General features: G+C 73.1%; 18 protein-coding genes. 14 read left to right on the top strand and 4 right to left on the bottom strand.

Going from position 1 to position 19,713, the window contains the following annotated elements; all coding sequences use genetic code 11:
- Positions 1 to 54: 54 nt before the first annotated feature.
- The 3 genes from CP981_RS10610 to CP981_RS10600 all read left to right on the top strand — a co-directional run bounded on the left by CP981_RS10610 (position 55) and on the right by CP981_RS10600 (position 3,811).
- Positions 55 to 1,080 (top strand): C40 family peptidase, encoded by a 1,026-nt coding sequence (locus CP981_RS10610; protein WP_085927291.1) that lies wholly within the window; start codon positions 55 to 57, stop codon positions 1,078 to 1,080.
- A gap of 232 nt (positions 1,081 to 1,312) precedes the next feature.
- Positions 1,313 to 2,359 (top strand): C40 family peptidase, encoded by a 1,047-nt coding sequence (locus tag CP981_RS10605; RefSeq protein ID WP_085927290.1) that lies wholly within the window; start codon positions 1,313 to 1,315, stop codon positions 2,357 to 2,359.
- A 51-nt stretch (positions 2,360 to 2,410) separates the two neighbouring features.
- The gene (locus CP981_RS10600) at positions 2,411 to 3,811 is read left to right on the top strand and encodes a hypothetical protein (protein ID WP_085927289.1); all 1,401 of its coding nucleotides are present in this window, start codon (positions 2,411 to 2,413) and stop codon (positions 3,809 to 3,811) included.
- Between the two features lie 15 nt (positions 3,812 to 3,826).
- On the opposite strand, the gene CP981_RS10595 is transcribed toward CP981_RS10600, so the two are convergent.
- Complete coding sequence (locus CP981_RS10595) at positions 3,827 to 5,161, bottom strand: glycosyltransferase 87 family protein (protein WP_085927308.1); 1,335 nt, start codon at positions 5,159 to 5,161, stop codon at positions 3,827 to 3,829.
- A gap of 243 nt (positions 5,162 to 5,404) precedes the next feature.
- On the opposite strand from CP981_RS10595, the gene CP981_RS10590 reads away from it, so the two are divergent.
- A complete protein-coding gene (locus CP981_RS10590) occupies positions 5,405 to 6,547 on the top strand; it encodes a glycosyltransferase family 4 protein (protein WP_085927307.1) in 1,143 nt (380 codons plus the stop codon).
- A gap of 262 nt (positions 6,548 to 6,809) precedes the next feature.
- Here the strand turns inward: CP981_RS10590 and CP981_RS10585 are convergent, their stop codons facing one another.
- Positions 6,810 to 8,606 (bottom strand): AMP-dependent synthetase/ligase, encoded by a 1,797-nt coding sequence (locus tag CP981_RS10585; protein WP_085927288.1) that lies wholly within the window; start codon positions 8,604 to 8,606, stop codon positions 6,810 to 6,812.
- 277 nt (positions 8,607 to 8,883) lie between these two features.
- Here CP981_RS10585 and CP981_RS10580 point away from each other — a divergent pair, with 277 nt between their 5' ends.
- The 6 genes from CP981_RS10580 (at position 8,884) to CP981_RS10555 (ending at position 14,071) form a co-directional block, all read left to right on the top strand.
- Complete coding sequence (locus CP981_RS10580; protein ID WP_085927287.1) at positions 8,884 to 9,660, top strand: metallophosphoesterase family protein; 777 nt, start codon at positions 8,884 to 8,886, stop codon at positions 9,658 to 9,660.
- Positions 9,661 to 9,837: 177 nt separating this feature from the next.
- Positions 9,838 to 10,320, top strand: coding sequence for an SRPBCC family protein (locus tag CP981_RS10575; RefSeq protein WP_085927286.1), 483 nt, complete (start codon positions 9,838 to 9,840; stop codon positions 10,318 to 10,320).
- Between the two features lie 2 nt (positions 10,321 to 10,322).
- Positions 10,323 to 11,525: an ArsA family ATPase gene (locus CP981_RS10570; RefSeq protein WP_085927285.1), complete on the top strand. Its 1,203-nt coding sequence runs from the start codon at positions 10,323 to 10,325 to the stop codon at positions 11,523 to 11,525.
- A gap of 106 nt (positions 11,526 to 11,631) precedes the next feature.
- Positions 11,632 to 12,108 carry a DUF5304 domain-containing protein gene (locus CP981_RS10565; protein WP_085927284.1) on the top strand — a complete coding sequence of 159 codons (477 nt, stop codon included), beginning with the start codon at positions 11,632 to 11,634 and terminating at the stop codon, positions 12,106 to 12,108.
- Positions 12,109 to 12,230: 122 nt separating this feature from the next.
- Entirely contained in the window at positions 12,231 to 13,172 is a 942-nt protein-coding gene (locus tag CP981_RS10560; RefSeq protein ID WP_085927283.1) for an ROK family glucokinase, read from the top strand.
- 122 nt (positions 13,173 to 13,294) lie between these two features.
- Positions 13,295 to 14,071 (top strand): endonuclease/exonuclease/phosphatase family protein, encoded by a 777-nt coding sequence (locus tag CP981_RS10555; RefSeq protein ID WP_425282121.1) that lies wholly within the window; start codon positions 13,295 to 13,297, stop codon positions 14,069 to 14,071.
- Between the two features lies 1 nt (position 14,072).
- Here CP981_RS10555 and CP981_RS10550 read toward each other — a convergent pair whose 3' ends face one another.
- Complete coding sequence (locus CP981_RS10550) at positions 14,073 to 14,657, bottom strand: hypothetical protein (protein WP_085927282.1); 585 nt, start codon at positions 14,655 to 14,657, stop codon at positions 14,073 to 14,075.
- Entirely contained in the window at positions 14,644 to 15,438 is a 795-nt protein-coding gene (locus tag CP981_RS10545; protein ID WP_085927281.1) for an alpha/beta hydrolase, read from the bottom strand. The genes CP981_RS10550 and CP981_RS10545 overlap by 14 nt, the downstream gene beginning before the upstream one ends.
- Before the next feature lie 160 nt (positions 15,439 to 15,598).
- Between CP981_RS10545 and CP981_RS10540 the strand changes: the two genes are divergently transcribed.
- From CP981_RS10540 to CP981_RS10525, 4 genes are all read left to right on the top strand, one after another.
- A complete protein-coding gene (locus CP981_RS10540) occupies positions 15,599 to 16,330 on the top strand; it encodes a lysophospholipid acyltransferase family protein (protein ID WP_042161973.1) in 732 nt (243 codons plus the stop codon).
- A 55-nt stretch (positions 16,331 to 16,385) separates the two neighbouring features.
- Positions 16,386 to 17,720 carry a MacS family sensor histidine kinase gene (macS, locus tag CP981_RS10535; protein ID WP_425282120.1) on the top strand — a complete coding sequence of 445 codons (1,335 nt, stop codon included), beginning with the start codon at positions 16,386 to 16,388 and terminating at the stop codon, positions 17,718 to 17,720.
- A 41-nt stretch (positions 17,721 to 17,761) separates the two neighbouring features.
- Entirely contained in the window at positions 17,762 to 18,433 is a 672-nt protein-coding gene (locus CP981_RS10530) for a response regulator (RefSeq protein ID WP_085927304.1), read from the top strand.
- Positions 18,434 to 18,636: 203 nt separating this feature from the next.
- Complete coding sequence (locus CP981_RS10525) at positions 18,637 to 19,665, top strand: 6-phosphofructokinase (protein WP_085927280.1); 1,029 nt, start codon at positions 18,637 to 18,639, stop codon at positions 19,663 to 19,665.
- Positions 19,666 to 19,713: the final 48 nt, after the last annotated feature.

Here is a 19,713-nt window from a genome sequence, read left to right as displayed (position 1 = left end):
TCTCACCCCCCCCACTTCCCGGTAGGCGGCTGGAGGAAGAAGGAGCTCGCCCCCGTGGCGTCCCACCGTCGACCCAAGCAGCCGAGCCGTACCCGCGTGACCGTGCTCACCGCCACCGCCGCGGCGGCCGTGGCTCTCTCGTCCCAGGCCGCCCAGGCCGACCCCCACCAGTCGAAGAAGGACGTCAAGTCCGAGGTCGACAAGCTCTACGGGGAGGCCGAGCAGGCCACCGAGAAGTACAACGGCGTCAAGGAGCAGCAGGAGAAGCTCCAGAAGGAGGTCGACGACCTCCAGGACAAGGTCGCCCGCGGTCAGGGTGAGCTCAACCAGCTCCGCAAGGGCCTCGGCGCGGTCGCCTCCGGCCAGTACCGCAGCGGCAGCATCGACCCCTCGGTCCAGCTGTTCCTCTCCGGTGACCCGGACACCTACCTCGAAAAGGCCGCCACGCTCGACCAGTTGAGCGGCAAGCAGGCCGACCAGCTGAAGACCATCGCGGACAAGCAGCGCCGGCTCGCCCAGGAGCGCGCGGAGGCCGCGGGCAAGATCAAGGACCTCTCCGAGACCCGTAAGGCGCTCGGGGACAAGAAGGACGAGATCAAGGGCAAGCTCGGCAAGGCGCAGGAGCTGCTGAACACCCTGACCGCCAAGGAGCGGGCGGCCATGCAGGCCGAGGAGAACCGTGCCGACCGCAGCAACGAGCGGACCGACCTCGGCGACGACGTCCCGGCCTCGCAGCGCGGTGCTGCCGCCCTCCAGGCTGCCCAGTCCAAGATAGGTTCGCCCTACGTCTGGGGTGCCACCGGCCCGTCGTCCTTCGACTGCTCGGGTCTGACCTCCTGGGCCTACCAGCAGGCCGGCCAGTCGCTGCCGCGCACCTCGCAGGCGCAGGCCAACGCCGGTACCCGCATCGCCTCGCAGAGCGCCCTCAAGCCCGGCGACCTGGTGCTCTTCTACGGCGACCTGCACCACATCGGCCTCTACGCGGGCAACGGCCAGGTGCTGCACGCGCCGAAGCCGGGCGCCTCGGTGCGCTACGAGCCGATCGGCAACATGCCGTTCGCGTTCGGCGTGCGGGTCTGAAAAGCCTCACAACCCCCTCAACCTGCCGCCCGAACGGGCGAATTGCGGCCCCGGCCGCTGACCTGCCGCCCCGCCGGTGACCTGCACAGTCACCGGCGGGGCGGCTTTTTGCGGTCGAAATGGGCGCTTTGGCCGGTGTGCATAGCCGCCGTTACTGTCTGCCCTCGCAGCATCCGGTTCACCGCGCGCCCTCCCGGGGCGGCAGGGGCTGCACGGAAGGAGTGCGGCTCTCGTGGTGTCCCACCGCCGTACCTCGCAGCACGCCCAGACCACCCTCGCCGGAGTCACCGTGGTGTCGGCCGCCCTGGCGACCGCGGCCGCCGCGCTGTCGGCGCCCCCGGCCGCCGCCGACCCCGCCGGCAACCCGTCCACCGGCCGGGCGGCGGCGACCGCACGGGTCGACAGCCTCTACGTCCAGGCGGAGCGCGCCACCGAGAAGTACAACGCCGCACAGGCCCGGACCACGGAGCTGCGCCACGAGGTCGCGGCCCTCCAGGACCGCACCGCCCGCGCCCAGGAGCGGGTCAACCGGATGCGCGGCCACCTGGGCGCGCTGGCCGCCGCCCAGTACCGGTCGGGCGGCATCGACCCCACGGTCCGGCTGATGCTCTCCGAACGCCCCGACACCTTCCTGGAGAAGGCCTCCGCGCTCGACCGGCTCGGCCACCGGCAGGCCGATGAGCTGCACGGCCTCCGGACGGCCCAGCGCCGCCTGGAGCAGCAGCGCGCGGAGACCGTCAGGAAGCTCACCGAGCTGGAGGCCGGCCGCAAGGCCGTCGCCCGCCACAAGAAGGACGTACAGCGCAAGCTGGCCACCGCGCGGCGGCTGCTGAACGCGCTCCCCAAGCGCGACCGGGCGGCCTACGAGCGGGCCTCGCGGAGCGACGGGCACCGCGAGGCGGCCCCGGACCTGCGCGGCGCCGCACCGTCCTCGGGGCGGGCCGCCGCCGCCGTCGCCGCGGTGCGTGCCGCGGTCGGCTCCCCGTACGCCTGGGGGAGCAGGGGCCCCACGTCCTTCGACTGCTCCGGACTCACCCAATGGGCCTACGGCCGGGCCGGAGTCTCCCTCCCGCGTACCTCCCAGGCCCAGCGGGGCGCCGGCCGGCAGGTGCCGCTGAGCCAGGCACGCCCCGGTGACCTGGTCATCTACCGTTCGGACGCCAGCCATGTCGGGATGTATGTCGGCAACGGCCAAGTGGTGCACGCGCCCTATCCCGGCGCACGGGTCCGCTACGACCCCGTCGGGATGATGCCGATCTCGTCCGTCACCAGGCCCTGAGGCGGATCTCCGCGTTTTTGCCCGGGCCGGGCCGGATCTACGATCGTCCGCATGTCACACCAGTGGGCGGGACGGCGGCCGTCGCGGGCCGGGCCGGCGGGCTGCGCCGCCCTGCTCCTCGCGCTGCTCGCCCCGCTGGCCGGCTGCGGGCCCGCGGGCTCCCCGCCGGCACCGGCCCGCTTCCCCGACGTCCAGCGGATGCTGGACACCCGTGCGCGGGCCGTCGAGCGCCAGGACGCGGCGGGCTTCCTCGCCTCCGTCGACCCGCGGTCCACCGGCTACCGCGACCGCCAGCGCGCGATGTTCGCCCACCTGAAGGGCGTGCCGCTGGCCGACTGGCACTACGACCTCGACTCCACCGAGGCCTTCCCGCTCCCGGCCGGCGGCGACCGGACGCGGCTGGCCGCGAAGGTGCGGCTGCGCTACCGCCTCAAGGGCTTCGACACCGCGCCGGTGCACGCCGTCCAGTACCTCACCCTGACCGAGCGCGCGGGCCGCTGGCTGATCTCGTCGGACACCGATGGCGCGGCGGCGGGCCGCAGCGGCACCCGCCAGCTGTGGGACCAGGGGCCGGTGACGCTGGTCCGCGGCCGCTACAGCCTGGTGCTCGGCGGCAGTGCGCAGCGGGCGCGGCTGAAGGATCTGGCGCACCGGGTGGACCGGGCGGTGCCCGCGGTCTCCGCGGCCTGGAAGGGGAAGTGGTCGCAGAAGGTCGTGGTGGAGGCGCCGGACTCGGTGGAGGGGATGGCGCAGCTGATGGGCAGCGACGATCCGTCCGGCTATGCGGGGATCGCGGCGGTCACCACCGGGGAGGCCGGGGTCTCGACGACCGCGCCCGCGGACCGCGTGATCATCAACCCGGACGCCTACGAGGAGCTCAACGACCTGGGCCGCCGGGTGGTCCTCACCCACGAGACCGCCCATGTCGCCACCCGTACGGCCACCACGCAGGCCACCCCGCTGTGGCTCTCCGAGGGCTTCGCCGACTGGGCCGCCTACCGAGGGATCCGCCGCAAGGCCGCCCTCACCGCCCCCGAACTCACCCGCGCGGTCGCCACCGGCAAGCTCCCCGCCCGTCTGCCGACCGACGAGGACTTCGGCTTCAAGGCGGGCGCCGACCGGCTGGCGAAGGCCTACGAGGGCAGCTGGCTGGCCTGCCGGATGATCGCCGAGAAGTGGGGCGAGGCCAAGCTGCTCGCCTTCTACCGGGCGGCGGGCCGGAGCGCGGCCCAGGTCTCGGCGGGGAGTGCGGGGGCCCCGATCGAGGCGGCCGCGTCGGCCACGGCGGCCTCCTCCCGCTCCCGTCCGGCCACCCCGGCCGCCCGCCCCGAAGAGCGGCCGAAGGCCCGCGCCGAGCGGACCGACCACGCCATGCGCACCCAACTGGGCGTCAGCATGGCGGAGTTCACCCGGCAGTGGCGTGCCTTCGTGCGGAAGCAGCTGGCGCGCTGAGCGGGGCGGACGGGCTCACGGCGACGGCGGCGCGCCTTCCGTCCGGGGCTGCGGGGCGGTGCCGGTGAGCTCCGGGGGAGCGGCGGGGGCCCCGGCGGCCGCACGGCGGGCGCGCACCACGCCGACGGTCCCGGTCCGCCCGCGCCCGGTCCGCCCGCGCCCGTCGCCCCGTGTCGAGACCCACAGCCGGCGGCAGGCGATCAGCGACGCGGCGACCAGCAGCCCGTTGCGTACGGCCAGCAGCGCGACGCCCCACGCATCGCTCGCGACGACCTGCGCGAAGCCGACGGGGAACTCCAGCAGTGTGACCCCGGTGGCGACCAGGACCAGCACCACCGGCAGCGTCTGCCGGGCGGCACGTACGGTCACACAGACCGCGCCGAGCCCCACCAGCCACAGCATGTACTGCGGGCTGATCACCCGGCTGGTGGTCGTGAACAGCAGCGTGGCGGTGAAGGCGGCCTCGCACAGCGTCCCGGGGCGCAGTTCCCGGGCCCACACCCGCCACAGGAACAGCCAGCCCACGGCGGCCAGGCTCAGGGTGAGCGCCACGGTGCTGACGAACGGGACCCCCGGACCGAGGAACTCCAGCGAGCCGTAGTTCAGCAGCACCTGCCCGTCCCACCCGTAGTGGCGGGCCACATGGAAGACCAGCGCGCCGAGCGATTCGACCTCCGTACCGCGGTCGCGCTGGAAGGTGAGGAAGGCCAGCGCGCCCGGTGCGGCGGCCACCAGGAGCAGGGTCATCCCGGCCGCGGTGCCGGCCGCGGTCCGCCACAGCGCGCGGGCCCGGCGGCCGCGCACCGCCGCCCCGGTCAACAGCAGCGCGGGCCAGACCTTCAGCAGCGCCCCGAAGGCGATCAGCGCGCCCGCCACCCGCGGCCGCCGGACGGCCGCGAACAGCGCGGCGACGGCGACCGCGGTGACCATCAGGTCGTAGCGGGCGTAGGCCGTCGGGCCCAGCAGCGCCACCCCCGCGATCCACACCCAGGCGCCGGCCGGCCGGTGCTCCGCACGGCGGCCGGCCCGCAGCAGGAGCGCCAGCGTCGCCGCGTCCGTGACCAGGATCAGGGTGAAGAAGGCCGTGGCGTAGTCCAGGAAGGGCAGCAGGCCGGGGGAGAGGATGGCCAGCGCCGCGGCCGGCGGGTACTGCCAGGTCACATCGTTCAGCGGGAAGGTGCCGGTCTTCAGGACGCCGAACCAGCCCTGATAGATCACCGAGACATCGGTGGTGACGTCCGGTCCCGGCAGCACCAGCACTCTCAGGACGCACAGCAGGACCACCGCCCGGGTCGCGGCCCAGACCGCGACCGGGAGCCACACCCCGCGCGCTCTGCTGATCCTGTCCATCGTCACCTCGTCGCTCCCTGCCGCCGGCCGCCGGCCGCCGGCGCCGCTCGCCGCCGTGGAGCCGGCGCCCCGCTCACTGTCCCGTACGTACCGCGCTGCCCGCTCGTGCCTGCTGCATGATGCCGGTGGCGGCTGTCATGACCGTAGAGGAGGCACGGGCGTGGCGGGGTGGGCGGCCGCCCATCCGGCACCGGCGGGTACTGTCGGGCCACCACCGCCGAGACCCACCGTCGAGAGACCATCGTGCACAAGACCTTGATCGTCACGAACGACTTCCCGCCGCGGCCCGGCGGCATCCAGGCCTTCCTGCACAGCATGGCGCTGCGCCTGGACCCCACCCAGGTCGTCGTCTACGCCTCGACCTGGAAGCGCAGCGCCGAGGGCCGCGCGGCGACCGCAGCCTTCGACGCCGAGCAGCCGTTCCCGGTGATCCGGGACCGTACGACGATGCTGCTGCCCACCCCGAGGGTGACCCGGCGGGCCACCGGGCTGCTGCGGGAACACGGCTGCTCCTCCGTCTGGTTCGGGGCGGCGGCGCCGCTCGGGCTGATGGCGCCCGCGCTCCGGGCGGCCGGCGCCCGCCGCATCGTGGGGACCACGCACGGCCACGAGGCGGGCTGGGCGCAGCTGCCGGCCGCCCGGCAGCTGCTGCGCCGGATCGGTACGGGGACGGACACGCTCACCTACCTCGGCGAGTACACCCGCTCGCGGATCGCCGGTGCGCTCACGCCGGAGGCCGCCGCACGGATGGTCCAACTCCCGCCCGGCGTCGACGAGAAGACCTTTCACCCCGGCTCGGGCGGCGACGCCGTACGGGACCGGCTCGGGCTCACCGGCCGGCCGGTGGTGGTGTGTGTCTCGCGGCTGGTCCCGCGCAAGGGCCAGGACACCCTGATCGAGGCGATGCCGGCCGTCCTGGCCGCGGTGCCCGACGCGGTGCTGCTGATCGTCGGCGGCGGCCCGTACGAGAAGGCCCTGCACGCGCTGGCCCACGAGAAGGGCGTCGCGGAGTCGGTCCGCTTCACCGGCGCGGTCCCGTGGGAGGAGCTGCCGGCCCACTACGGCGCCGGCGACGTCTTCGCGATGCCGTGCCGCACCCGCCGCGGCGGGCTGGATGTCGAGGGCCTCGGCATCGTCTACCTGGAGGCCTCCGCCACCGGCCTGCCCGTGGTGGCGGGCGACTCGGGCGGCGCCCCCGACGCCGTCCTGGAAGGCGAGACGGGCTGGGTCGTCCCCGGCGGGTCCCCGGCCCCCACCGCCGACCGCATCGTCACCCTGCTCAAGGACCCCGCGCTGCGCCGCTCGATGGGCGAACGCGGCCGCGCCTGGGTGGAGGAGAAGTGGCGCTGGGACCTGCTGGCGGAGCGCCTGAAGGAACTTCTCTGAGCGGGCCGTTCGCCGTCCGGAGCGCACGAAAAACCGCCGCCGTGGCGGGTGGCCACGACGGCGGCTTCCGGAGCCGAACGGCCCGGCGGGGGCCGGCCCCAGGGCGTGTCTTTTGGATCAGCCCGGATCAGGCCGCGGCGTCTGGTGCGGTGCATCGCAAGGCGGAGCCTCTGCCGCGTACTGGGCGTACTCGGGTGAGGCGACAACGCCGCGAGGTGCCGTGCCAGACGCCGCGGCCCCGGGGTGATCCGAAAGACACGCCCTACGCGCGGTAGAGCGCCTCGATGTCCTCCGCGAAGTCCTTGGCGACCACGTTCCGCTTGAGCTTCAGCGAGGGCGTGACATGGCCCGACTCCTCGGTGAACTGGGTCGGCAGGATGCGGAACTTGCGCACCGACTCGGCCTTGGAGACGGCCGCGTTGCCGTCGTCGACCGCGCGCTGAACGGCGGCCAGCAGCTCCGGGTCGTCGGCGAGCTGAGCCGGTGTCACCCCGGCCGGGTGTCCGTGCTCCTCGGCCCAGCGGGGCAGGAACTCCTCGTCGAGGGTGACCAGCGCGCCGATGAACGGCCGGCCGTCGCCGACGACCATGCACTCGGCGATCAGGGCGTGCGCCCGGATCCGGTCCTCGATCACGGCCGGGGCGACGTTCTTGCCGCCCGCGGTGACCAGGATCTCCTTCTTGCGGCCGGTGATGGCGAGGTAGCCGTCCTCGTCGAGGGTGCCGAGGTCGCCGGTGTGGAACCAGCCGTCGGACAGCGCCTCCTTGGTGGCCGACGGGTTGTTCCAGTACTCGGTGAACAGGTGCTCGCCGTGCAGCAGCACCTCGCCGTCGTCGGCGATCCGCACGACCGAGCCGGGCAGCGGCTGGCCGACGGTGCCGATCTTCTGCCGGTCCCACGGGTTGAAGGCGGTGGCTGCACAGGACTCCGTCAGGCCGTAGCCCTCCAGGACGGTGAAGCCGATGCCGCGGTAGAAGTGGCCCAGCCGTTCACCGAGCGGGGCGCCGCCGGAGATGGCGTGGGTGGCGCGGCCGCCGAGGACGGCGCGCAGCTTGCCGTAGACGAGCCGGTCGAAGACCTTGTACTTCAGCTTCAGACCGAACGCCGGGCCCGACGGGGTCTCCAGCGCGCGGCTGTAGGCGATCGCGACGTCCGCCGCCTTGTCGAAGATCTTGCCCTTGCCGTCGGCCTGCGCCTTGGCCCGCGCCGAGTTGTAGACCTTCTCGAAGACCCGCGGCACACCCAGGACCAGCTTCGGCCGGAAGGAGGCGAGGTCGTCGGTGAGGTTCTTGATGTCGGGGGCGTGGCCCAGCTTGATGGGCGCCATCACCGCGGCGACCTGCACCAGCCGGCCGAAGACATGCGCGATGGGGAGGAAGAGGAGCACCGAGGACTCGCCGGTGCGGAACAGCGGCCGCAGCCGCTCGACGATGTTGCCGCACTCGGCGAAGAAGCTGCGGTGGCTGAGCACACAGCCCTTGGGGCGGCCGGTGGTGCCGGAGGTGTAGACGATGGTCGCGGGCGAGTCCGCGTCGGCGAGCGCGCTGCGCGCCTCCACCTCGTCGTCGGAGATATCGGCGCCCGCGGCCTGGAGCCGGGCGATGGCGTCCCGTTCGATCTGCCAGATGTTCTCCAGCTCGGGCAGCCGGTCGCGGACCGACTCGACGGTCGCCTCATGGGTGGGGGACTCCACCAGGCAGGCCACCGCACCGGAGTCACCGAGGATCCACTGGATCTGCTCGGCGGAACTGGTCTCGTACACGGGGACGGTGATCGCGCCGGCGCTCCAGATGGCGAAGTCCAGCAGTGTCCACTCATAACGGGTGCGCGACATCAGACCGACCCGGTCGCCGGGCTTGACCCCGGCGGCGATCAGGCCTTTGGCGGCGGCGCGGACCTCGGCGAGGAAGGTGGCGGCGGTGACGTCCTGCCACGCTCCGTTCACCTTGCGTCCCATGACGGCAACATCCGGGTGCTGCGCGGCATTTCGGCGGATGAGATCCGTCAGGTTGCCGTCCGCGGGGACCTCGTACAGGGCCGGAAGGCTGAACTCGCGCAAGACTGCTGCTCCTCAAAAGCGCCGGCGCCACGACGCTGTGTGCTGCACCGGCGGCGGTCCACGATCGTGCAGGGGGGATTGGACTGCCCGGACGTTACCCATCGGTATCGCAGTTGGGATAGGGGGGAACGGCCAGATGTTCGATGCGTCACACGCTGCGGGACACGCCATGGGGCCTGACCCGCGCAGACTAGACCAATGGGTAGGTGACCCGAAAGTAACTCCGGCTCCGGGGCCCCGTCTCCCGTCGGCCGCGCGGGCAATCTAGGGTGACGCCATGCGTGTGCATGTGGTCAGTGACGTACACGGCAACAGCCGCGACCTCGCGGCGGCCGGAGCCGGCGCCGATGCCCTGATCTGCCTCGGTGACCTGGTCCTTTTCCTCGACTATGCCGACCACTCGCGCGGCATCTTCCCCGAGCTCTTCGGCGTCGCGAACGCCGACGCGGTGGTCGAACTGCGCACCGCCCGCCGCTTCGAGGAGGCCCGCGCCCTGGGCCGCCGGCTGTGGGGCGAGCTGGACCGTACGGGCGTGAGCCGGGAGTCGGCCATCGAGGGCGCGGTCCGCCGGCAGTACGCCGAACTCTTCGCCGCCTTCCCGAATCCCACGTACGCCACCTACGGCAACGTCGACATACCGCGCCTGTGGCCCGAGTACGCCGGACCGGGCACCACCGTCCTGGACGGCCAGCGGGTGGAGATCGGCGGCCGGGTCTTCGGGTTCGTCGGCGGCGGCCTGACCACCCCCATGCGCACGCCCTACGAGATCAGCGACGAGGAGTACGCCGCCAAGATCGAGGCGGTCGGCGAGGTGGACGTGCTGTGCACCCATATCCCGCCCGACGTCCCCGAGCTCTGCTACGACACCGTCGCCCGCCGCTTCGAGCGCGGCAGCGCGGCCCTGCTGCACGCCATCCGCACCACCCGGCCGCGCTACTCCCTCTTCGGCCATGTGCACCAGCCGCTGGTCCGCCGGGCCCGGATCGAGGGCACGGAATGCGTCAATGTCGGCCACTTCAACGCGACCGGGACGCCCTATGTCCTGGAGTGGTGAACCCGGACGCCTCTGGTCGTGAGCCCGGGGAGCGGGCCGGCCGGCCGCCCCGCCCCGTTCGTTCCGGGCCTGCTGGTGTCCGCCCGCGTTCCCCCGCGCGGTAGCCTTCAGCAGCAGAGACACCGCGTTTCAGCAAGTCGGCGGACCGACATGAATCGGCATGGAGGAGTCACGGCGATGGCCGAACACACCAGCTCGAGCATCACGATCGAGGCGGCACCCGCCGAAGTGATGGGAGTGATCGCCGACTTTGACCGCTACCCGGAATGGACCGGAGAGGTCAAAGAGGCAGAGGTGCTCGCCAAGGACGACCGCGGCCGCGCCGAGCAGGTGCGCCTGCTGCTGGACGCCGGGGCGATCAAGGACGACCACACCCTCGCCTACACCTGGACCGGCGAGAACGAGGTCAGCTGGTCCCTGGTCAAGTCCCAGATGCTGCGCGCCCTCGACGGCTCCTACCAGCTCTCCGCGCTCGGCAACGGCGTACGCACCGAGGTGACCTACCAGCTCACCGTCGACGTCAAGATCCCGATGCTCGGGATGATCAAGCGCAAGGCCGAGAAGGTCATCATCGACCGGGCGCTGGCCGGGCTGAAGAAGCGCGTCGAGAGCGGCCACGACGGCCCGCAGACGCCCGCCGACGAGGCCAAGAAGCTCTGAGCGTGCGCATCGTCCTCGTCACGGGCACCGGCGGTGCGGGCCGCACCACGCTCGCCGCCGCGACCGCCCTGGCCGGCGCCCGCCGGGGCGAGCGGGCCCTGCTGCTCACCACGGGGAGCAGCGCACCGGAAACGGTGCTGGGCACGCCCCTCGGCGCCGACGTGCCCACCCCGATAGCCGCCGGTCTGCACGCCCGACGTATCGACCCCGGCGACCGGTTCCGCCAGGAATTCCTCGCCTTCCAGGAGCGCGCCGGCGCCGCCCTCGACCTGCTCGGCGCCGCCCCTCTCGACGAGGACGAGCTCACCGAACTCCCCGGCTCCGAGGACTTTGCGCTGCTGCACGCGCTGCGCGGCGCACACGCCTCGGACGACTGGGACCTGGTCGTCGTCGACATGCCCCCGGCCGCCGAGACCATCCGGCTGCTCGCCCTGCCGGCCCAGGTGCGCCGCTATCTGCGCCGGCTGCTGCCGCCCGAGCGGCAGGCGGCCCGGGCGCTGCGCCCGGTGCTCGCCCAGCTGGCCGGCGTCCCGATGCCCGCCCAGAAGCTGTACGAGGCCGCCGAGCGCTGGGAGACCGAACTCGCCGCCGTCCAGCGCACGATCGACGACCCCGGCACCTCCGTACGCCTGGTCACCGAGGCCGGCCCGGTCGCCGCCGCCACGCTGCGCAGCATCCGCGCCGGACTCGCGCTGCACGGCCGGCGCACCGACGGCCTGGTCGTCAACCGGCTGCTGCCCACCGGCTCCGCCGACCCGTTCCTCGCCGCGCTCTCCGGCAGCCAGCAGACGGCCCTCAAGGCGCTGCGCGAGGAGTTCCCCGACCTCCCCGTCCATGAGGTGCCCCACCTGGGCCGGGACCCCCAGGGCGTCGACGAGCTCGACGAGTTGCTCGGCGGCCCGGCGGGCGAGACCGGCGTGGACGAGCCCGCCGGCGGACCCCGCCCCGACCCCTGGGCCGTCGAGGACCGGCTGGCCACCGACGGCATCCTGGTCTGGCGGGTGCCGCTGCCCGGCGCCGAACGCCGGGGCCTCGGCCTGGTGCGCCGCGGCGACGAGATCGTGGTCACCGTAGGCCGCTTCCGGCGGATCCGTACGCTGCCCTCCGCGCTGCGCCGCTGCACCGTCTCCGGTGCCGGACTGCACGACGGCGCCCTGGAGATCCGCTTCACCCCGGATCCGGATCTGTGGCCCAAGAGCGACTGAACCCGCTACCACCGTTCGGGTAACGTCGAGGGTGGGCCCCGCCCCGACGTGCCCGTCCCGCACTGCTTCGCCGTACCGCCTCGCAGCAGGAGTCACGGAGTTCCCCATGAGTGATGCCACCGAGCGCCCCGCCGACCGCCAGGCCGAGCCCGACGCCGACGCCTGGTCGACCGCCTGCGCCGAGGACCTCGCGGCCGAGAAGGCCCGGCACCGCGCCGCCCACGGCCCGCAGCCGGGCAGCGCCGCCGAGGAACTGCGCAAGCTCGCGGAGGCGGTGACCGACAAGCTCGCCGGTATCCAGCTGCCCGGCGCGCTCGGCGGGATCGCCGCACAGGGCGCCGTCAACCAGCTGTTCAAGCAGGCCAAGGCGGCCGTCGAGCCGGTCATCGAGCGCAACCCCGACATCTTCGACCACCTCGCCGCGGCCGGCTCCGAGCTGCTCGCCGCCTACCGCTCCGCCGTCGAGGGCAGCGAGCGCCGCTGGACCCGTGAGGACCTCGACGACCGGCCCGCCGCCGGCCGCGAGGACGATCCGCGCGACGACGACGGCCCCACCGGCACCGAGCGGATCGACCTCGACTGAGGCCCCCGGGCCGCCGGTGTACAGGGGGTGTCCCCACCCCTACAGCCCGAAGAACGCGGGCGGCACCCCGGCCTCCGGTACGGTGGGTCCCGGCGGGGTTCGAGCGAAAAACTGAGGGACACATGGGACTCACCATCGGCGTCGACATCGGCGGCACGAAGATCGCGGCCGGCGTGGTCGACGAAGAGGGCTCGATCCTTGAGACGTGCCAGGTGCCGACTCCGCATGCCACCGATGCGCTGACCGAAGCCATCGCGGAGGCGGTACGCACCGTCGGCGCGGGCCATCATGTCGAGGCCGTCGGCATCGGTGCCGCCGGCTATGTCGACGAGAAGCGGGCGACGGTCCTGTTCGCACCGAACATCGACTGGCGCCACGAACCGCTCAAGGACAAGGTCGAACAGCGCGTCGGCCTCCCCGTGGTGGTCGAGAACGACGCCAACGCGGCGGCCTGGGGCGAGTACAAGTTCGGCGCCGGCCAGGGCCACAGCGACGTCATCTGCATCACCCTCGGCACCGGCCTCGGCGGCGGCATCATCATCGGCAACAAGCTGCGCCGTGGCCGCTTCGGCGTCGCCGCGGAATTCGGGCACATCCGGGTCGTCCCCGACGGTCTGCTGTGCGGCTGCGGCAACCAGGGCTGCTGGGAGCAGTACGCCTCCGGCCGCGCCCTGCTGCGCTACGCCCGTCAGCGCGCCTTCGCCACCCCCGAGAACGCCCAGATCCTGCTGTCCCTCGGCGACGGCACCTCCGAGGGCATCCAGGGCCGGCACGTGAGCGAGGCCGCCCGCCAGGGCGACCCGGTCGCCATCGACTCGTTCCGCGAACTGGCCCGCTGGGCCGGCGCCGGGCTCGCCGACCTCGCCTCGCTCTTCGACCCGTCCGCGTTCATCGTCGGCGGCGGCGTCTCGGACGAGGGCGAACTGGTCCTGGAGCCGATCCGCAAGTCCTTCCGCCGCTGGCTGGTCGGCAACCAGTGGCGGCCGCACGCACAGGTGCTCGCGGCCCAGCTCGGCGGCAAGGCCGGTCTGGTCGGCGCGGCCGACCTGGCGCGCCAGGGCTGACCCGCCCCGGGCGCGCGGCGCCCCCTCATCCGTACGGCACCGTCCGTCGCGCCCCGTGGGGGAGCGGCGGGCGGTGCTCTATCTTGGCCCGCGTGACCCTCCCGGTGAGAGGACCTGCCGCCGTGATCTCGCTCCCCGCCTCCGCCACCGAACCCGGCCCCGCCGCCGGGCCGTCAGGACGCGGCGGTGCGGCCGTGATCCGGGTGCTCAGCTACAACATCCGTTCGCTGCGCGACGACCGGGCGGCACTGGCCCGGGTGATCCGGGCCTGCGAGCCCGATCTCGTGCTGGTCCAGGAGGCACCGCGGTTCTTCCGCTGGCGCAAGGCCGCCGAGAAGCTGGCCCGCGCGGCCGGTCTGGTGTACGTCAGCGGTGGCGGGACGACCGCGGGCCCGATGATCCTGTCCACCCTGCGCGCCCATGTGGAGCGTACGGAGGAGGTGCTGCTGCCCCGCACGCCCGGGCTGCACCAGCGTGGTTTCGCGCTCGCCGTGGTCCGGATCGGCGGGGCCCGGCTCGGCGTGCTCAGCTGCCACCTCAGCCTCGCCGACCGGGAGCGCTACGAGCAGGCCGGGCTGCTGCTGGAGCGGCTGGCCGCCCTGGACGTGCCGTACGCCGTCGCCGGGGGTGACCTCAACGACCGGCCGGAGGGCCGCAGCTTCCGGCGGCTGGCGGGGGCGCTCACGGACGCCTGGGCGGCGAAACCGTGGGGCGGGGAGTTCACCTCCACACCGCACGACCCGCATCAGCGGATCGACGCGATCTTCACCACGGCGGGTGTGGAGGTGCTGGGCTGCGGTGTGCCGCACGGGCTGGCGGGGGTACGGGAGGCCGACCTCCGGGCCGCCACGGATCATCTGCCGGTGCTGGCCGCCCTGCGGGTGCCGGCCGGCGGCTGACTCACACCACCGCGCCGCTGCCCGGCAGGTCGTTGTCGTCCTCGTCGTCGTCCTTCATCCGGGCCACCAGGGTGGCGAAGCCGCCGAGGAAGCCACCGACGCCCAGGACCGTGATCCACCACGTCACCGGCTGCTGGAGCAGCACCATGGCGACCAGCAGCAGCGGGCCGCCGATGACCGCGAGCCAGGCGAACTTGGCGGTGACGTCGGCCTTCGGCAGCGGGGGCGGCTCGGGCGGGGTGAAGTGGCCCTCGTCGCTCTCGTCGAAGTCGTCGTCGGACGCCTCGGCGGTCTTCCAGTCGCGGGGGCCGACACCCGGCGCGAAGACCACGAAGCTGCCCGGCCGCGCGGCGTCGCCGGTGCCGTCCGTGGCTCCGGTGCCGTCCTTCCCGGCCGTTTCGGCCGGGGCGGCGGCCTCGGAATTCTCGGCCGCGCCGTCCTCATCAGCCGCCTCGGCCTTCCCGGCCCCGCCGTCACCGCCGCCCGCGGGGAACGACGGCTGCTCGCCGTAGCCCGCCACGATCTCGGCCCAGGCGGCCTCTTCGTCCAGCGGGTCCCGGGGGTCGCCGGGGCTACGCTCCGCCACTGGCCGCCGTCCCCTCCTGCGCCGCGTCCGCCGCCTCCGGCGCGAGCCGGGCGATGAAGGCGAAGGTGTCCCGGAAGATCTGCTCGGCGTCGTGGTCCAGCGTCGCGACGTGGTAGCTGCGCTCCAGCAGCGTCTGCCGCACATCCGTGGAGGAGACCCGGGCGAGAATCCGCTCGGAGTCCGCGGCCGGTACGACATGGTCCTGCGGGCTGGTCATCACCAGCAACGGCTGGGTGACGCCCGGGAGTTCGGAGTCGACCCGCCCGAAGAACCGGCGCAGCGAATCCGCGGCGTGCAGCGGCACCCGCTCGTAGCCGACCTCCTGGGCGCCGGGCTTGGCGATGTCGCTGACCACGCCCTTAGTGGTCCGTACGAGATACCGCAGCACCGGGAGCAGCGGGGCGGCCGCGTCATGGAGCTTGTTGGCCGGGTTGACCACCGCCACCCCGCTGATCGCCTCGCCGTGCTTGGCGGCCAGCCGCAGCGCCAGCGCACCGCCCATCGACAGGCCGCAGACGAAGACCTTGGAGCAGCGCTCGGTCAGCGCGCGCAGCTCGCGGTCGACCTCGGCGTACCAGTCCTGCCAGGTGGTGATCTGCATGTCCTGCCAGCGGGTGCCGTGACCGGGCAGCAGCGGGAGGGCGACCGTCAGTCCCCGGTCGGCCAGGTATTCCGCCCAGGGGCGGACGGACTGGGGGGAGCCGGTGAAGCCGTGGCACACAAGGACGCCGACCTCTCCGCCGTCACGGCGGAACGGCTCGGCTCCGGGAAGGAGCGGCACCGGGGGTCTCCGATCGATGAGGGGCTGGCGAGTTACCTCAGGGTACGCAAAGTGACGGCAAGCGGGTAGGTCCGGCGGCGGCCGCGGCGCGAGTGCGTCACCGGGGCAGGTTAAGGTCTTTGCGTCACACACAGGAGGCAGTCGGTTGATCTACGGCGCAATGAAGTTTTCCATCGGCGGGTCGCTGAAGCTTGCCTTCAGGCCCTGGGTGGAAGGCATCGAGAACATCCCCGCCGAGGGTCCGGCGATCCTCGCGAGCAACCATCTGTCCTTCTCGGACTCCTTCTTCCTGCCCGCGGTGCTCGACCGCAAGGTCACCTTCATCGCCAAGTCCGAGTACTTCACCTCCCCGGGCGTCAAGGGCAAGCTGACCGCCGCGTTCTTCAAGGGCGTGGGTCAGCTGCCGGTCGACCGCTCCGGCGGCCGCGGCGCGGGCGAGGCGGCGATCAAGAGCGGTATCGAGGTCCTGGAACGCGGTGAGCTGTTCGGCATCTACCCGGAGGGCACCCGCTCCCCGGACGGCCGGCTCTACCGCGGCAAGCCGGGCGGGCTGGCCCGGGTGGCGCTGGCCACCGGCGCGCCGGTCATCCCCGTGGCGATGATCGACACCGAGAAGGTGCAGCCGCCGGGCAAGATCGTGCCGAAGATGATCCGGCCGGGCATCCGTATCGGCAAGCCGCTGGACTTCACCCGTTACCAGGGCATGGAGGGCGACCGCTTCATCCTGCGGTCGGTCACCGACGAGGTCATGTACGAGATCATGAAGCTGTCCGGCCAGGAGTACGTCGACATCTACGCGACCGCGGCCAAGCGGCAGATCGCCGAGGCCGCGAAGGCCGAGGCGAAGCAGCAGGCCGAGGCGGAGCAGGCCAAGAAGGCAGCCGCCGAATAGACGGGCAGAGCCGAGGCCGGGCGCGGGGGCGCCCGGCGAGGGGTGGGGGCCGGCAATGACGGATACGGAGACACGGACCGTGCGCGGCGGCCTGGCCGCCAGGGGCAGGCACAAGCCGCCGCCGGTGGTGCGGATGTCCGTCGAGCTGCCGCTGTGGCGCGCGCTCACCGGCTACCGCATCCTGACCCTCGTCTACACCCTGTGCCTGGTCGGGCTCTCGTACCGCAAGTACGACCACCCGCTGGGCGCCGCCGCCTATATGGGCGCGCTCACCATCTGGATGGTGCTGACCTGGCGCCGGACCACCTCCGCGGAGCGCTGCACCCGGCACTTCCTGCTCGCCGACCTCGGCTTCGCGGTCGGCGGCATCCTGCTCACCCCGCTGGTCGACAGCCACGCCCGCATCATGGACGGTGCGCCGACGCTGCCCTCCATCTGGACGGCGGGTGCCGTCCTGGGCTTCGCGATCAAGGGCGGCTGGCGCTGGGCCGCGGTGGCTTCCAGCTTCGTGGCGGTGGCCAACCTGGTCGAACGCCAGGAGCTGGCCCGCGACACGGTCCACAACGTGGTGCTGGTGTGGGTGGCCAGCGTCGGCATCGGCTATGTCGTCGAGGTGGCCCGCTCCAGTGAGCGCACCCTCGCGCGCGCCCTCCAGATCGAGGCGGCCACCCGGGAGCGCGAGCGGCTGGCCCGCGACATCCACGACAGCGTGCTCCAGGTGCTGGCGATGGTGCAGCGGCGCGGTACCGAGATCGGCGGCGAGGCGGCCGAACTGGGCCGGATGGCCGGGGAGCAGGAGGTCGCGCTGCGGACCCTGGTCGCCGGCGGGCTGGTGTCGCCGCCGCGCGGGGGCGGACCGGACGGTGCGGCGGGGACCGTGCCGCACCCGGCCGACGGGAGCGAGCCGGACGACCTGGATGCCGCTGCCCCGACTGGACCGGTACCGGACCCGGCCGGTGACGGGCCGTGTGACGTCCGGGCGTTGCTCGCGCCCTTCGCGGGTGCCGGGGTGACGTTCTCCGAGCCCGGTGCCCCGGTCGTGCTGCCGGCCGCCGCGGCGGCCGAGCTCGCGGCCGCTGTCAGTGCGGCGCTGGACAATGTGCGGGTGCATGCGGGGGGCGAGGCCCGCGCGTGGATCCTGGTGGAGGACGAGCCGCAGGCGGTGATCGTGACGGTCCGCGACGACGGCCCCGGCATTCCCGAGGGCCGGCTCGCGGACGCCGAGCGCGAGGGCCGGATGGGGGTGGCCCTGTCGATCCGCGGCCGGCTGCGGGACCTGGGCGGCACCGCGGAGTGGGTCTCGGTCCCGGGCCAGGGCACGGAAGTGGAGTTGACGGTCCCCAAGGGCACGGCGCCCGAGGGCGGAAGGCGGGGGAAGGCGAGAGCGTGAGCAGCACGGAGCGGGACGGGGCCGCGCGGGGCGGTGTCGGCATGAGCGAGCAGAAGGCCCTGCGGGTCATGGTGGTCGACGACCACCCCATGTGGCGGGACGCGGTCGCGCGGGATCTGGCGGAGGCCGGGTTCGACGTGGTCGCGACGGCCGGTGACGGCCTCCAGGCGGTGCGCCGGGCGCAGGCCGCCTCGCCCGATGTGCTGGTCCTGGACCTCAATCTGCCGGAGCTGCCCGGCGTGCGGGTGTGCAAGGAACTGGTCGGCACCAATCCGGCGCTGCGGGTGCTGGTGCTGTCCGCCAGCGGTGAGCACGCCGATGTCCTGGAAGCGGTCAAGTCCGGGGCGACCGGCTATCTGCTGAAGTCGGCGAGCACGGCGGAGCTGCTGGACGCGGTGCGCCGCACGGCCGCCGGCGACGCGGTGTTCACCCCGGGCCTGGCCGGTCTGGTGCTCGGTGAGTACCGCAGGCTGGCGACCGAACCGGCCCCGGCGACGCCGGACGAGCCGGGCGCACCGCAGCTGACGGACCGGGAGACCGAGGTGCTGCGGCTGGTCGCCAAGGGACTCTCGTACAAGCAGATCGCCGAACGCCTGGTGATCTCGCACCGCACGGTGCAGAACCACGTCCAGAACACCCTCGGCAAGCTCCAGTTGCACAATCGCGTGGAGCTGGTGCGGTACGCGATCGAGCGCGGTCTCGACGAGGCGTGACCGGCGCGTTCCCCGGCCGGACCGGCCGCGGCCGGATGCGGTCCGCTCGTACGGGTGAACGCCTCGTCCCAACTTCCGGATAAATCACCGGCATCCCCGTTTGTCCCATACCTGAGTGACCCAGATCACCATTAGCGTGACCGGGGTCGGATCGAATCCGGCCGTGTGCGTGCGGCCACTGACGGGATGTAGGTGAAGCAGCGATGCGGGTCGGAGTACTGACCGGCGGCGGCGACTGCCCGGGTCTGAACGCGGTGATCAGGGGCATCGTCCGCAAGGGCACCCAGGAGTACGGATACGAGTTCGTCGGCTTCCGCGACGGCTGGCGCGGGCCGATGGAAGGCGACACCCTGCCGCTGGACATCCCGGCGGTGCGCGGCATCCTGCCGCGGGGCGGCACCGTCCTCGGCTCCTCGCGGACCAACCCTTTCAAGGAGAACGACGGCGTCCGCCGGATCAAGGAGACGCTCGCCAAGCACGAGATCGGGGCGCTGATCACGATCGGCGGCGAGGACACCCTCGGCGTCGCCGCCCGGCTCTCCGACGAGTACGCCGTCCCCTGTGTCGGCGTCCCCAAGACCATCGACAACGATCTGTCGGCCACGGACTACACCTTCGGCTTCGACACCGCCGTCGGCGTCGCCACCGAAGCCATCGACCGGCTGCACACCACCGCCGAATCCCATATGCGGGTCCTGGTCGTCGAGGTGATGGGCCGGCACGCCGGCTGGATCGCGCTGCACTCCGGTCTCGCCGGCGGGGCGAACGTCATCCTCATCCCGGAGCAGCGCTTCGACATCGAGCAGGTCTGCCGCTGGATCGACTCCCGCTTCAAGGTCCGCTACGCCCCGATCGTGGTCGTCGCCGAGGGCGCGATGCCCAAGGACGGACAGATGGTCCTGAAGGACGACTCCACGGACTCCTTCGGACACGTCCGGCTGTCCGGTGTGGGGGAGTGGCTGGCCAAGGAGATCGAGGCGCGGACCGGCAAGGAGGCGCGGACGACGGTCCTCGGGCACACCCAGCGCGGCGGCACCCCGAGCGCCTTCGACCGCTGGCTGGCCACCCGCTTCGGGCTGCACGCCATCGACGCGGTGCGCGACGGCGACTTCGGCAAGATGGTCGCGCTGCGCGGCACGGACATCGTCCGGGTGCCGATCGCGGAAGCCACCGCCAAGCTGAAGACCGTGGACCCGGCGCTGTACGCCGAGGCCGGGGTGTTCTTCGGCTGAGCCCGGCCGCTGAGCCCGGCCGCTCACCGTTCCCGCCGCCGTCCGGCA

This window comes from Streptomyces platensis (assembly GCF_008704855.1).
In the GTDB taxonomy this organism is placed as follows: domain Bacteria; phylum Actinomycetota; class Actinomycetes; order Streptomycetales; family Streptomycetaceae; genus Streptomyces; species Streptomyces platensis.
Note: the sequence above shows the minus strand (reverse complement) of the source record. Positions and strands in the feature narration are given on the sequence as shown.

Coding starts and splice junctions, on each gene's coding strand:
- CP981_RS10540 (WP_042161973.1), top strand. CDS start 15,599: ATGAAGTTTTCCATCGGCGGGTCGCTGAAGCTTGCCTTCAGGCCCTGG.
- CP981_RS10560 (WP_085927283.1), top strand. CDS start 12,231: ATGGGACTCACCATCGGCGTCGACATCGGCGGCACGAAGATCGCGGCC.
- CP981_RS10580 (WP_085927287.1), top strand. CDS start 8,884: ATGCGTGTGCATGTGGTCAGTGACGTACACGGCAACAGCCGCGACCTC.
- CP981_RS10575 (WP_085927286.1), top strand. CDS start 9,838: ATGGCCGAACACACCAGCTCGAGCATCACGATCGAGGCGGCACCCGCC.
- CP981_RS10595 (WP_085927308.1), bottom strand. CDS start 5,161: ATGGACAGGATCAGCAGAGCGCGCGGGGTGTGGCTCCCGGTCGCGGTC.
- macS (WP_425282120.1), top strand. CDS start 16,386: ATGACGGATACGGAGACACGGACCGTGCGCGGCGGCCTGGCCGCCAGG.
- CP981_RS10530 (WP_085927304.1), top strand. CDS start 17,762: ATGAGCGAGCAGAAGGCCCTGCGGGTCATGGTGGTCGACGACCACCCC.
- CP981_RS10525 (WP_085927280.1), top strand. CDS start 18,637: ATGCGGGTCGGAGTACTGACCGGCGGCGGCGACTGCCCGGGTCTGAAC.
- CP981_RS10600 (WP_085927289.1), top strand. CDS start 2,411: ATGTCACACCAGTGGGCGGGACGGCGGCCGTCGCGGGCCGGGCCGGCG.
- CP981_RS10565 (WP_085927284.1), top strand. CDS start 11,632: ATGAGTGATGCCACCGAGCGCCCCGCCGACCGCCAGGCCGAGCCCGAC.